The 12,687-nt window shown below is 57.8% G+C and carries 11 protein-coding genes; 7 read left to right on the top strand and 4 right to left on the bottom strand.

Annotated elements, in window-relative coordinates; genetic code table 11:
• Genes yidD through rpmH form a run of 3 tightly spaced genes read right to left on the bottom strand, consistent with a single transcriptional unit; the run spans position 1 to position 791 of the window.
• On the bottom strand, positions 1 to 246 hold the full coding sequence (gene yidD / locus CKW29_RS16490; RefSeq protein ID WP_010465488.1) for a membrane protein insertion efficiency factor YidD: 246 nt from the start codon (positions 244 to 246) through the stop codon (positions 1 to 3).
• Entirely contained in the window at positions 239 to 640 is a 402-nt protein-coding gene (gene rnpA / locus CKW29_RS16485; RefSeq protein WP_218192034.1) for a ribonuclease P protein component, read from the bottom strand. The genes yidD and rnpA overlap by 8 nt, the downstream gene beginning before the upstream one ends.
• A 16-nt stretch (positions 641 to 656) precedes the next feature.
• Positions 657 to 791, bottom strand: coding sequence for a 50S ribosomal protein L34 (rpmH, locus tag CKW29_RS16480; RefSeq protein WP_003213577.1), 135 nt, complete (start codon positions 789 to 791; stop codon positions 657 to 659).
• 565 nt (positions 792 to 1,356) lie between these two features.
• Between rpmH and dnaA the strand changes: the two genes are divergently transcribed.
• Genes dnaA through gyrB form a run of 4 tightly spaced genes read left to right on the top strand, consistent with a single transcriptional unit; the run spans position 1,357 to position 7,563 of the window.
• On the top strand, positions 1,357 to 2,874 hold the full coding sequence (gene dnaA / locus CKW29_RS16475; protein WP_095146175.1) for a chromosomal replication initiator protein DnaA: 1,518 nt from the start codon (positions 1,357 to 1,359) through the stop codon (positions 2,872 to 2,874).
• Positions 2,875 to 2,913: 39 nt separating this feature from the next.
• Positions 2,914 to 4,017 (top strand): DNA polymerase III subunit beta, encoded by a 1,104-nt coding sequence (gene dnaN, locus CKW29_RS16470; protein WP_095146173.1) that lies wholly within the window; start codon positions 2,914 to 2,916, stop codon positions 4,015 to 4,017.
• A gap of 20 nt (positions 4,018 to 4,037) precedes the next feature.
• On the top strand, positions 4,038 to 5,141 hold the full coding sequence (recF, locus tag CKW29_RS16465) for a DNA replication/repair protein RecF (protein WP_095146172.1): 1,104 nt from the start codon (positions 4,038 to 4,040) through the stop codon (positions 5,139 to 5,141).
• A gap of 4 nt (positions 5,142 to 5,145) precedes the next feature.
• Positions 5,146 to 7,563, top strand: a complete 2,418-nt coding sequence (gene gyrB / locus CKW29_RS16460) for a DNA topoisomerase (ATP-hydrolyzing) subunit B (protein ID WP_095146170.1) — start codon at positions 5,146 to 5,148, stop codon at positions 7,561 to 7,563.
• A gap of 82 nt (positions 7,564 to 7,645) precedes the next feature.
• Here gyrB and CKW29_RS16455 read toward each other — a convergent pair whose 3' ends face one another.
• Complete coding sequence (locus CKW29_RS16455; RefSeq protein ID WP_095147003.1) at positions 7,646 to 8,365, bottom strand: response regulator transcription factor; 720 nt, start codon at positions 8,363 to 8,365, stop codon at positions 7,646 to 7,648.
• Positions 8,366 to 8,617: 252 nt separating this feature from the next.
• Between CKW29_RS16455 and CKW29_RS16450 the strand changes: the two genes are divergently transcribed.
• The 3 genes from CKW29_RS16450 (at position 8,618) to CKW29_RS16440 (ending at position 12,585) form a co-directional block, all read left to right on the top strand.
• Positions 8,618 to 8,839 carry a hypothetical protein gene (locus CKW29_RS16450; protein ID WP_141234470.1) on the top strand — a complete coding sequence of 74 codons (222 nt, stop codon included), beginning with the start codon at positions 8,618 to 8,620 and terminating at the stop codon, positions 8,837 to 8,839.
• Between the two features lie 428 nt (positions 8,840 to 9,267).
• Entirely contained in the window at positions 9,268 to 10,260 is a 993-nt protein-coding gene (locus tag CKW29_RS16445; RefSeq protein ID WP_095147005.1) for a FecR domain-containing protein, read from the top strand.
• 18 nt (positions 10,261 to 10,278) lie between these two features.
• Positions 10,279 to 12,585: a CHASE2 domain-containing protein gene (locus CKW29_RS16440; RefSeq protein WP_095147006.1), complete on the top strand. Its 2,307-nt coding sequence runs from the start codon at positions 10,279 to 10,281 to the stop codon at positions 12,583 to 12,585.
• Positions 12,586 to 12,687: the final 102 nt, after the last annotated feature.

Raw genomic sequence — 12,687 nt, 5'->3', positions numbered from 1 at the left:
TTACTCGGCCATCGAAGAAGAACGGGAGGTAGGGATAGGTGGAACCGGGTCATAACCACCGGGATTCCACGGATGACAGCGACCTAAACGACGAAAGGTCAGCCAGCCACCGCGCAGAAGGCCATGATTTTCAATGGCTTCATACGCGTAGCAGGAACAACTGGGGTAGAAACGACAGTGGCTGGCCATCAGGGGACTAATGGCATAGCGATAAAACTGGATCGGAACGAGTGCCAGTTTACGCATCGGTGCTGTCTACCCCTACAGTTTCGGTTTTAACTGCTGGTACCGGCGAGCTACGTGCCAGACGCTTCCAGAGTTTGCCGAAATGCTGAATCAATTCGGGGTTTTCTACGTCGCCCAAACCTTTGCGCGCGACGATCACGATATCCCAACCAACCAGAGAATCCTGGTGGAGGCGAAACGATTCGCGCATCAGACGTTTGAGGCGATTGCGCTCAACGGAGAGTTTCACACTCTTTTTCCCGATAACCAGCCCTAGACGGGGGTGATCGAGATCGTTGGTGCGTGCAAGGAGCAGGAGATTTTTCCCCGGAACCTTGCCGGTAGGGGAGTCAAAGACTGCCTTGAAATGCCGGGGGGTCAGCAAACGCTTTTCCCGACTGAAGTCCTGACTCACCTCCAGTACCGGATTATCAAACTGCCAGACGCGCACGACCTTTGGCGCGACGACGCGACAGGACGGCACGGCCGTTCTTGGTAGCCATGCGAGCACGGAAACCGTGGGTACGAGCGCGTTTGATAGTGCTTGGTTGGAAAGTACGTTTCATGTCGTGTTACCTGGTTCGTCCACAACGGGCCGGAATGGCCCCCGTTTTAAGAGACCGGGGATTCTAGAGAAAGCAAGCCTCTAGGTCAATTTCCAACCAGCGTTTCCTTTAAATGGTCATCCAGGCGGTTCGTCCTTGAAAGGCAGACAGTCAAATATAAAAATAAAGAAGGAAATGATTTAAAGCTTTTCTGTAAAGCTTATAAAAGCTAGGGCGGCATCCATCTGTGGATAACTGGCTTGAGCCCTTCTATCCCGCGCTGTACAGAGAATGACAACTACAAGGGAAAACCGTGTTAAGCCTGTGCTGCACTGTCGGATAAGCTGTGTGTGGAATCGATGGTTATCCACAGGCCGGTTATCCACCGAGTTTCCCCCTCACTTGTACAACGAGCTCAGGGTGGTTTATCCACAGGGCTTATGCACAGACCGTTGGTCATCTTTTTTACGTATAAAACGTTGATTCATCTGCACCTGTGGGCACGCTACGTGTGGATAAGTCTGCGTCCGGCCGTTACAATGGGCGCTTGTTTTTGCCTCACCGGCTTTCAACTTAGGGGATATCCGTGTCAGTGGAACTTTGGCAGCAGTGCGTGGAGCTTTTGCGCGATGAGCTGCCTGCCCAACAATTCAACACTTGGATCCGTCCACTACAGGTCGAAGCCGAAGGCGACGAGTTGCGTGTCTACGCACCTAATCGCTTTGTTCTCGACTGGGTTAACGAAAAGTACCTGAGCCGCGTGCTTGAACTGCTGGATGAGCATGGCAACGGCATGGCGCCCGCGCTTTCCTTATTAATAGGCAGCAAACGCAGTTCAGCCCCTCGGGCTGCACCGAATGCACCGTTGGCTGCGGCAGCGTCGCACGCCCAGGCGGCCGCTGCACCGACACCGGTCAGCGCGCCCGCGCCTGCCGCGCCGAGCAAGCGTGCAACGCAAAAAGTCGTCGAGGAAAGTGAAGAGCCGTCCCGTGACAGCTTTGACCCGATGGCTGGCGCCAGCTCGCAACAGGCCCCGGTACGTGCGGAACAACGTACCGTGCAGGTAGAAGGTGCGCTCAAGCACACCAGTTACCTGAACCGCACATTCACCTTCGAGAACTTCGTCGAGGGTAAGTCCAACCAACTGGCGCGCGCTGCGGCCTGGCAGGTTGCGGACAATCCCAAGCACGGTTACAACCCGCTGTTCCTGTATGGCGGCGTTGGCTTGGGTAAAACCCACTTGATGCACGCAGTGGGTAACCACCTATTAAAGAAGAACCCGAATGCCAAGGTCGTGTACCTGCATTCCGAGCGCTTCGTGGCCGACATGGTCAAGGCGTTGCAGTTGAATGCGATCAACGAGTTCAAGCGCTTCTACCGTTCGGTCGACGCGTTGCTCATCGATGACATTCAGTTCTTCGCCCGCAAGGAACGTTCCCAGGAAGAATTCTTCCACACGTTCAACGCACTGCTTGAAGGTGGCCAACAGGTCATTCTCACCAGTGACCGTTACCCGAAAGAAATCGAGGGTCTTGAAGAGCGCTTGAAGTCGCGCTTCGGCTGGGGCCTGACGGTTGCCGTAGAGCCTCCGGAACTGGAAACCCGCGTCGCCATTCTGATGAAGAAAGCCGACCAGGCCAAAGTGGACCTGCCGCACGACGCCGCGTTTTTCATCGCCCAGCGCATTCGCTCCAACGTCCGTGAACTCGAAGGCGCACTCAAGCGCGTCATCGCCCACTCGCACTTCATGGGGCGCGATATCACCATCGAGCTGATTCGCGAATCCTTGAAGGACCTGTTGGCGCTTCAGGATAAACTGGTCTCTGTGGATAACATTCAGCGCACTGTCGCCGAGTACTACAAGATCAAGATCTCCGATTTGCTGTCCAAACGCCGTTCGCGTTCGGTCGCACGTCCACGGCAAGTGGCCATGGCCCTGTCCAAGGAGCTGACCAACCACAGCCTGCCGGAAATCGGCGATGTGTTTGGCGGACGCGACCACACCACGGTTTTGCACGCCTGCCGCAAGATCAATGAACTTAAGGAATCCGACGCGGACATCCGCGAGGACTACAAGAACCTGCTGCGTACACTGACCACTTGATGAACACCAGCGCAGCTTATTAAGGCAAGGGACTAGACCATGCATTTCACCATTCAACGCGAAGCCCTGTTGAAACCCCTGCAACTGGTCGCAGGCGTCGTCGAGCGCCGACAGACCTTGCCGGTGCTTTCCAACGTGCTGCTGGTTGTCGAGGGCCAGCAGCTGTCGCTGACCGGTACCGACCTGGAAGTCGAGCTGGTCGGTCGTGTGCAACTCGAAGAGCCGGCCGAGCCGGGCGAAATCACTGTCCCGGCACGCAAGCTGATGGACATCTGCAAAAGCCTGCCGAACGATGCCCTGATCGACATCAAGGTCGATGAGCAGAAGCTCGTGGTGAAAGCCGGCCGTAGCCGTTTCACCTTGTCGACGTTGCCGGCCAATGACTTCCCGACCGTGGAAGAAGGCCCGGGTTCGCTGACCTGCAGCCTGGATCAGAGCAAGCTGCGCCGTTTGATCGAGCGCACCAGCTTCGCCATGGCCCAGCAGGATGTTCGTTACTACCTCAACGGCATGCTGCTGGAAGTGTCCGCCGGGATCATCCGTGCCGTAGCCACCGACGGTCACCGTCTGGCCATGTGCTCGATGCAGGCCGATATCGGCCAGCCGGATCGCCACCAGGTCATCGTTCCGCGTAAAGGTATCCTGGAACTGGCACGCTTGCTCACCGAGCCGGATGGCAATGTCAGCATCGTTCTGGGCCAGCACCATATTCGCGCCACCACCGGCGAGTTCACCTTCACCTCGAAACTGGTCGACGGCAAATTCCCGGACTACGAGCGCGTGTTGCCCAAAGGCGGCGACAAGCTGGTACTGGGTGATCGCCAGGCGCTGCGTGAAGCGTTCAGCCGTACTGCGATCCTGTCCAACGAGAAGTACCGCGGCATTCGCCTGCAGCTGGCCAACGGTCAACTGAAGATCCAGGCCAACAACCCGGAGCAGGAAGAAGCGGAAGAAGAAGTCGGCGTTGAGTACAACGGTGGCTCGCTGGAAATCGGCTTTAACGTGAGCTACCTGCTCGACGTGTTGGGCGTGATGACTACCGAGCAAGTGCGCTTGATCCTGTCTGACTCCAACAGCAGTGCGCTGGTGCAAGAGTCCGACAACGACGACTCGGCTTACGTTGTCATGCCGATGCGCCTGTAAATATGCTTAGCAGCCGCTAGATGTCCCTCAGTCGTGTCTCGGTCACCGCGGTGCGCAATCTGCACCCGGTGACCTTCTCCCCCTCTCCCCGCATCAACATCCTGTACGGCGCCAACGGCAGCGGCAAAACCAGTGTTCTGGAAGCCATCCATCTGCTGGGGCTCGCCCGTTCCTTTCGCAGTACCCGACTGTTACCAGTGATCCAGTACGAGCAGTTGGCGTGCACGGTATTCGGTCAGGTCGAATTGGCTGAAGGTGGGCACAGTGCGCTGGGAATTTCCCGGGATCGCCAGGGAGAGTTTCAGATCCGTATCGATGGGCAGAATGCTCGTAGTGCCGCTCAGCTGGCAGAGATCCTGCCACTGCAACTGATCAACCCGGACAGCTTTCGCCTGTTGGAAGGTGCGCCGAAGATTCGCCGACAGTTTCTGGATTGGGGTGTGTTCCACGTGGAACCGCGTTTCATGTCCACCTGGCAGCGCCTGCAGAAGGCCCTGCGTCAGAGAAACTCTTGGCTGCGGCATGGTACACTTGACGCCGTTTCGCAAGCGGTTTGGGACAGAGAACTGTGCCAGGCCAGCGCTGAAATTGATGAATACCGCCGCGCTTACATCAAAGCCTTGAAACCTGTCTTTGAACAGACCTTGAGTGAACTCGTCGAACTCGAGGGTTTAACGCTTAGCTATTACCGGGGTTGGGACAAAGAGCGAGAGCTGAGTGCAGTGCTCGCTGCGTCCGTTCACCGGGATCAGCAAATGGGGCATACCCAGGCCGGACCACAACGCGCTGATTTGCGTCTTAGATTGGGCGCACACAATGCCGCGGACATCTTGTCCCGTGGACAGCAGAAGTTGGTGGTCTGTGCGCTGCGCATCGCCCAAGGGCATCTGGTCAGCCAGGCCCGGCGCGGCCAATGTATTTATCTGGTGGATGACTTGCCGTCCGAGCTGGATGAGCAGCACCGCCGCGCGCTTTGCCGTTTGCTGGAAGACTTACGCTGCCAGGTGTTTATCACTTGTGTAGATCACGAATTATTGAGGGAAGTCTGGCAGACGGAAACGCCAGTCGCTTTGTTCCACGTGGAACAGGGCCGTATCACCCAGACCCACGACCATCGGGAGTGAAGGCATGAGCGAAGAAAATACGTACGACTCAACGAGCATTAAAGTGCTGAAAGGCCTGGATGCCGTACGCAAACGTCCCGGTATGTACATTGGTGACACAGACGATGGCAGCGGTCTGCACCACATGGTGTTCGAGGTGGTCGATAACTCGATCGACGAAGCTTTGGCCGGCCACTGCGACGACATCAGCATCATCATCCACCCGGACGAATCCATCACCGTGCGCGACAACGGTCGCGGCATTCCGGTAGACGTGCATAAAGAAGAAGGCGTTTCGGCAGCCGAGGTCATCATGACCGTGCTGCACGCCGGCGGTAAGTTCGACGACAACTCCTACAAAGTATCCGGCGGCTTGCACGGTGTAGGTGTGTCGGTAGTGAACGCCCTGTCCGAAGAGCTGGTTCTGACCGTTCGCCGCAGCGGCAAGATCTGGGAGCAGACCTACGTCCACGGCGTACCACAAGAGCCGATGAAGATCGTTGGCGACAGTGAGTCAACCGGTACCCAGATCCACTTCAAGCCTTCGGCTGAAACCTTCAAGAATATCCACTTCAGCTGGGACATCCTGGCCAAGCGGATTCGTGAACTGTCCTTCCTCAACTCCGGTGTCGGCATCGTCCTCAAGGATGAGCGCAGCGGCAAGGAAGAGTTGTTCAAGTACGAAGGTGGCTTGCGTGCGTTCGTTGAATACCTGAACACCAACAAGACTGCGGTCAACCAGGTGTTCCACTTCAACATCCAGCGTGAAGACGGCATCGGCGTGGAAATCGCCCTGCAGTGGAACGACAGCTTCAACGAGAACCTGTTGTGCTTCACCAACAACATTCCTCAGCGCGATGGCGGTACTCACCTGGTGGGTTTCCGTTCCGCACTGACGCGTAACCTGAACACCTACATCGAAGCCGAAGGCCTGGCCAAGAAGCACAAAGTCGCCACCACGGGTGACGATGCGCGTGAAGGCCTGACCGCGATCATTTCGGTGAAAGTGCCGGATCCGAAGTTCAGCTCCCAGACCAAGGACAAGCTGGTGTCTTCCGAAGTGAAGACCGCTGTCGAACAGGAAATGGGCAAGTACTTCTCGGACTTCCTGCTGGAAAACCCGAACGAAGCCAAGCTGGTCGTTGGCAAGATGATCGACGCGGCCCGTGCCCGTGAAGCGGCGCGTAAAGCCCGTGAGATGACTCGTCGTAAAGGCGCGCTGGATATCGCCGGCCTGCCGGGCAAACTGGCGGACTGCCAGGAAAAGGACCCTGCCCTCTCAGAACTGTACCTGGTGGAAGGTGACTCTGCTGGCGGTTCCGCCAAGCAGGGTCGTAACCGTCGGACCCAGGCCATTCTGCCCCTCAAGGGTAAAATCCTGAACGTCGAGAAGGCGCGTTTCGACAAGATGATCTCTTCCCAGGAAGTGGGCACCTTGATCACCGCACTGGGTTGCGGCATCGGCCGCGACGAGTACAACATCGACAAGTTGCGTTATCACAACATCATCATCATGACCGATGCTGACGTCGACGGTTCGCACATCCGTACCCTGCTGCTGACCTTCTTCTTCCGTCAGTTGCCGGAGCTGATCGAGCGCGGCTACATCTACATCGCGCAGCCGCCGTTGTACAAAGTGAAGAAAGGCAAGCAAGAGCAATACATCAAAGACGACGACGCCATGGAAGAGTACATGACGCAGTCGGCCCTGGAAGACGCGAGCCTGCACTTGAACGAAGATGCACCGGGTATCTCGGGCGAAGCCCTTGAGCGTCTGGTCAATGATTTCCGTCTTGTGATGAAGACCCTCAAGCGTCTGTCGCGCCTGTATCCACAGGAGCTTACCGAGCACTTCATCTACCTGCCGGCCGTCAGCCTGGAGCAACTGTCCGATCACGCTGCGATGCAGGATTGGCTGGCTCAGTTTGAAGTGCGTCTGCGCACCGTCGAGAAATCTGGCCTGGTCTACAAGGCCAGCCTGCGTGAAGACCGTGAACGTAACGTCTGGCTGCCAGAGGTCGAACTGATCTCCCATGGCCTGTCGAACTACGTCACCTTCAACCGTGACTTCTTCGGCAGCAACGACTACAAGACCGTTGTGTCCCTGGGCGCTCAACTGAGCACCCTGCTGGACGACGGTGCGTACATCCAGCGCGGCGAGCGCAAGAAAGCCGTCACCGAGTTCAAGGAAGCTCTTGAGTGGCTGATGGCCGAAAGCACCAAGCGCCATACCATCCAGCGCTACAAAGGTCTGGGTGAGATGAACCCGGATCAGCTGTGGGAAACCACCATGGACCCAGGCTCGCGCCGGATGCTGAAAGTGACCATCGAAGACGCCATTGGCGCGGACCAGATCTTCAACACCCTGATGGGTGATGCGGTCGAGCCACGTCGTGACTTCATCGAAAGCAACGCCCTAGCAGTGTCCAACCTGGACTTCTGATCCGGTTCGATCTGCAGTAACAAAAAAGGCCAACGCTCAGCGTTGGCCTTTTTTTTCGATCGCCTCTAACCGTAAAAACTCGTTACTCGCTCACCGCCGTGACGCTTTCCAGGCGGTAGCCGTAGCCATAGATAGTCAGCAGCTGCCAGCCACGATCAGCGGTCAGGCCGAGCTTGTTGCGCAGGCGATAGATGTGGGTATCCAGGGGCCTGGAAGACACCATTTCTTCATGGGACCAGAAACGCTCATAGAGGTACTCCCGCGACAGCGGTCGGCCGAGGTTGGCAAACAGGCAGCGCGCCAGGCGGTACTCGCGTTCGGTGAAGCTGATGGGGTTGCCGGCACGGGTGACGGTCAGCTCTGCGTCATCGAACACCAGGTCATTGAAGCTCAATACTTCACTGGCCGTGCCGCGCTGCAAACCATGGCGACGCAGCACGGCGTTAACGCGGGCTTTGAGTTCATTGGGGCGAAATGGCTTGCTGACGTAATCGTCCGCTCCGGCGTTGAGCGCCTGAACGATGTCGCTTTCAGCGTCCCGGCTGGTGAGCATGATGGCGGCCGGGGGCGCCTCCATGTGCTCACGGGTCCAGCGCAGTAGCGCCAGCCCACTGATGTCGGGCAGTTGCCAGTCGAGAATCAGCAAGTCGAAGGTTTCGCGGCGAAGCTGACGCAGCAGGTCCTCTCCTCGCTCGAAACTGTGCACGCCCCAGGCATCTTCCCCGGCTTCCGGCATTTGTCGCAGTGTCTGTTCCACCCGGCGTAGCTCGGCGGGCTCATCATCCAGTATTGCGACACGCATGCGGAGTGCTTCCTTCATCTCGGAGAGTGCTGTGGGTAAATAGTCCTACAGTGCCGAGTTTAGGCTGATTGTTCGAATCTGAACAATTATGGCGATTTGCTGCAGAGGCTTCAGGGCTGGGTAGGCTGATATCAATTAGTCGGTAATCGGCAGGTATCCGCTCGAAGGTGCAAGGAAGGAACGATGGGGAACAGGCTGAATCCTCGTGCAGTGATGGCGACGATGAACCGAGGCATCGCGATGAAAGCTAGTATGTCGTTGGTGCTCATTGCCTGCCTGGGAGCCGCTTCGCCCGCGGTGAACTCAAGTCATGCCGCGTCGGATAAACCCGTGTCGCCGCGTTACTACAGCCCCGTTGTGGCGTATGCAGGCTTCAGCGACTCACGGGGATTCGCACCGGTGAGTACGTCCGGGGATGAAGCGTATTCGGCACCGCTGCACACGCAGGGGGAGCAACCACGCTGGGTGTTCTGAAATGCTGAACGGGCAATTCTGAAGAAATATTGAGAATTGCCTCACCGCGTGTGGGTGTTGGTAACTTCTCAAGTGTTGAGAGAGGCACAGGGGCATTGGGATGTGCCCCGACACAGGGAGTGTCATCGCCAGCCTGGCGGGACCGCCGATCGCCGGTTCGCTTGCGGTCTGCAGTTCAGGGGAAAAAATGGAGTGCCTTCTCACATGTTAACCGGGTCGATTCGGATTCGATCCGACACAGGGACGTGTCACTTTCCCCTTTCGAGGGGGACGCGTTCAAGGAAAATCGCGACAGCTTTTTTATATCGATGATGGCGTTATGTATAGGCACGGGCTATCTGTTGCAGAGCCCTGTCAGGTATGGTGCGCAAGGCTGACGAATCAGTGGGTCCGCCAGGTCTTCAAAAAAAGTGTGAAAAGCGAATCCTATGAACTCAATCACTTCTTTGCACTGCCGCCGTTTCGGCATCCTATTGTTGCTGGTCGCGGGCTTGTCGGGTTCGTTGACCCAGAGTGCATCTGCCGCTTTTTTCACCGCCAAGCGCCTGCCGTACATTGATGATAATCAGCAGTGTCGCGGACAACCCCTGCCTGCCACGATCGAACACCTGACGGGCGAAGCCTGGAAGCTTGATCGCAAAGGCAAGCAGGTTGCCCTGGAAGAAGGGATGACGGTGGATGAACACGAAAGTGTAAAGACCTCCCCTTCGGCCTTTGTCAGCCTGTCGCTGGGCGATGGGTCGCGCATCGTCCTGCCATCCAGTTCCCAGGTGACCTTGAGCCTTAACGAAGAGCTCAAGGTGGCACAGGTGATCCTTGATCAAGGCCAGGTCGAGTCCTATGTCATCAAGCGCGCCAGCGACTATGATCGTTTCCAGATCGTGACGCCGGTGGGCGTGCTCGGTGTTCGTGGCACGCACTTCCGGGTACGCAATGAAGACAATGGGCACTCACTGATTGAAGTGCTCAATGGCCAGGTTGCCGTTGACCGCGATGAAGGTGACGCACCGCTGAAAAAGTCGCCGGGAAAACCATCGCCCCAGGCCGATACGGATGCTGACGTGCAGGTGATGGCCCGCCAGGGATTACGGATCCAGAAGGAAGGCACGTTGATACCAACCGACCTGCTGCCTCCGCCACGATTGCTCGGACAGGCGGGACAGACCGGGCCGGCACCGGTCTGGCAACTGATCATGCAACCGGTGGAAGGCGCCACGCGCTATCGGGCGCAAGTTGCCACGGACACCTCATTCATGAACATCAAGCAGGAACAGTTTTCCAGTACGCCTGAGATAAACTTCATCGGGTTGAAGGCGTTCTACTACCATGTTCGGCTCTCTGCATTTGACGCGCAGGGGCTTGAAGGAGAAACCGGGGTATATGACATCTTCTATTACCCTCGGACCACGCGGGCTCAATAAGCGTCCGGCGCTTTGCCGATGAGGCGTTGGCCAAGGAAGGAAGGTCGCGAGCCCACTCAGGCGCAGCGATTGTTTCGCCGGTTGGTCCGTGAATGGCTATGGGTCAGCCTGATCCTGCTGCCGTTGACGGCCGTATTGTCCTTGAGCCAGGGACTGACGCTGAGCAATCTGCTGTATGACAACCTGCGGCGCCTGAGCCCACTGCCAGTTGACCCGCGCATTCTCATCATCACCATCGACGACTACAGCTTGCAGCAGTTAGGGCAATGGCCCTGGCCGCGGACAATGCACGCCGACCTGCTTGATCGGTTGTCGGCCGCCGGGCCCCGGGGCGTTCTGTTTGACGTCATCTTCAGTGAGCCGGCCAAAATCCCTGAGCATGATCTTCGCCTGGCCCAGGCGATCTGCCAGGCTGGCAATGTGTTTATCCCGTTGTTGCGTGAAGGGGTTGCCCGCTATGGGCAGCCATTGGGTGAGATCGAACCTGTTGCACCGTTGAGCCACTGCGTCAAGGGTGTCGGGCATATCAATGCCGAGGCAGACGCGGATGGCATTGTGCGCAGTGTGTACCTGCGTGAGGGCCCTGAGCGCGCCCCGAGAGCGCAATTGGCGTGGTTGCTCTACGAGACGACCACCGATGGCCCGGATGCCCTCCCCGGCTCGTCCGTGGTGTCGATGGTGCAAGGTTGGCAGCGAACCCACCGCATTCGAATTCCCTTTATCAGCATGAATGCAGGGTTTCCCAGCGTTCCGTACGTCAGCGTGCTGCGTGGTGAAGTACCGCCTCAATTGCTGCGTGATCGCCTGATCCTGATCGGTTCCACCGCACCAGGGTTAGGCGATCGCTACGTCACACCGCAATCAGCGAGTGTCGGCACGACAGCGGGTATCGAGATTCAGGCCAACCTGCTGAACGGTCTGCTCCAGCAGCGCAGCATTGTGGTGCTGGGCGATGGCTGGAGGGTTTCGCTGTCGACGGCCATGGTCGCCTTGTTGCTGGCCTTGCTGTTGTTCCGCCCACGACGAGCCTTGTGGCTGACCCTGGGCGCTATGGTAACGGCCCTGCTTACTTCGGCACTCATGCTCAGGGCGGGCTGGTGGTGGTCACCGGCCGCGAGCGTGCTGGGGATGTTGCTGGGTTACCTGATCTGGAACTGGCGCCGGCTGAGCGCTGTGCTCGCCTATTTCGGCTGGGAACTGGCACGGCTCGACAGCGAGCCAAAAGTGTTCCCCGAACGTCGTCGCACGGCCTCTCCGGCCGGTGATGTGCTGCAGGGGCAGATCGTTGCGCTGGAGCAGGCGATGAGCCGGACCCGCGACACACGGCGTTTTATCTCGGACGGTCTTGAGTACTTGCCCGTGGCCACCCTGATCAGTGGACCGGATGGGCGTATTCTGCTGGCCAATCGAAATGCCCGGAGTCTGTTTGCCGGTGACCTGGTCGGCGAAAACTTGCTGTCGCAGCTCGCGACCCTGGGTTATCCAGGCCTGCTTGAAGGGGCACGTCCCGCGCTATCGGCCCTTGAAAGCAATGAGTTCCGTGATATCCATGGCCGAAGCCTGCGCCTGGACGTGGCATCGCTGTTTCCGGCCGAAGGTGGAGCGGCGATTGGCTGGTTGCTCAGTTTCACGGATTTGAGCGTCGAACGTGAGGCCGAGGAACAACGCGCAGTGCTGATGCGCTTTCTCTCCCACGACCTGCGCGCGCCGCATTCGGCGATTCTGGCGCTGCTCGACGTCCAGCATTGCCAGGGGGCGGGAGACACGCAGTTGTTCGCCCAGATCGAGTTGCAGGTACGCAAGGCCCTGGGCCTGACCGAGGCGTTTGTACAGCTGGCCAAGGCCGAGTCCGAGGCCTACCAGTTCGAGCCGAGCATGTTCGCGATGCTGGTACTCGATGCCTTCGATCAGGCAATGAGCATCGCGCAGCTCAAGCAGATCGAGTTGCGGCATGACCTGGATGACGATGCCGAAGGCATGGTGCTGGCGGATCAGTCATTGCTGACCCGGGCGCTGTTCAACCTGCTGGAAAACGCCATCAAGTACAGCCCATCTGGCTCAAGGGTCACGGTGCGGGTGAGTTGTGCGCAGGGCTGGTTGACCTGCGACATCAGCGATCAGGGCAAAGGTCTATCGGCGGCGGAGTTGCCGGAATTGTTCAGCCAGTACCGACGTTTTGCCTCAGCGCAGGGCAGTGACGGATTGGGCCTGGGGTTGTCGATGGTCAAAGCCGTGGTGGATCGTCATGGCGGACGGATCCTTTGCGAAAGCCAGGTCGGGCAAGGCACGACCTTCAGTGTCCAACTGCCGTTGCTGGATGAATGAGAAGGGCATAAAAAACCGGCATCCAGTGCCGGTTTTTTTATGACTGCGAAAACTTATGCACGTTTTACGGCGTTTTATTAGCTTAAGAAATATGTATGTAAA

Origin of the sequence: Pseudomonas sp. Irchel s3a18 (genome assembly GCF_900187535.1) — a bacterium.
Taxonomy (GTDB): Bacteria; Pseudomonadota; Gammaproteobacteria; order Pseudomonadales; family Pseudomonadaceae; genus Aquipseudomonas.
This window is presented reverse-complemented; position numbering and strand designations above follow the sequence as displayed.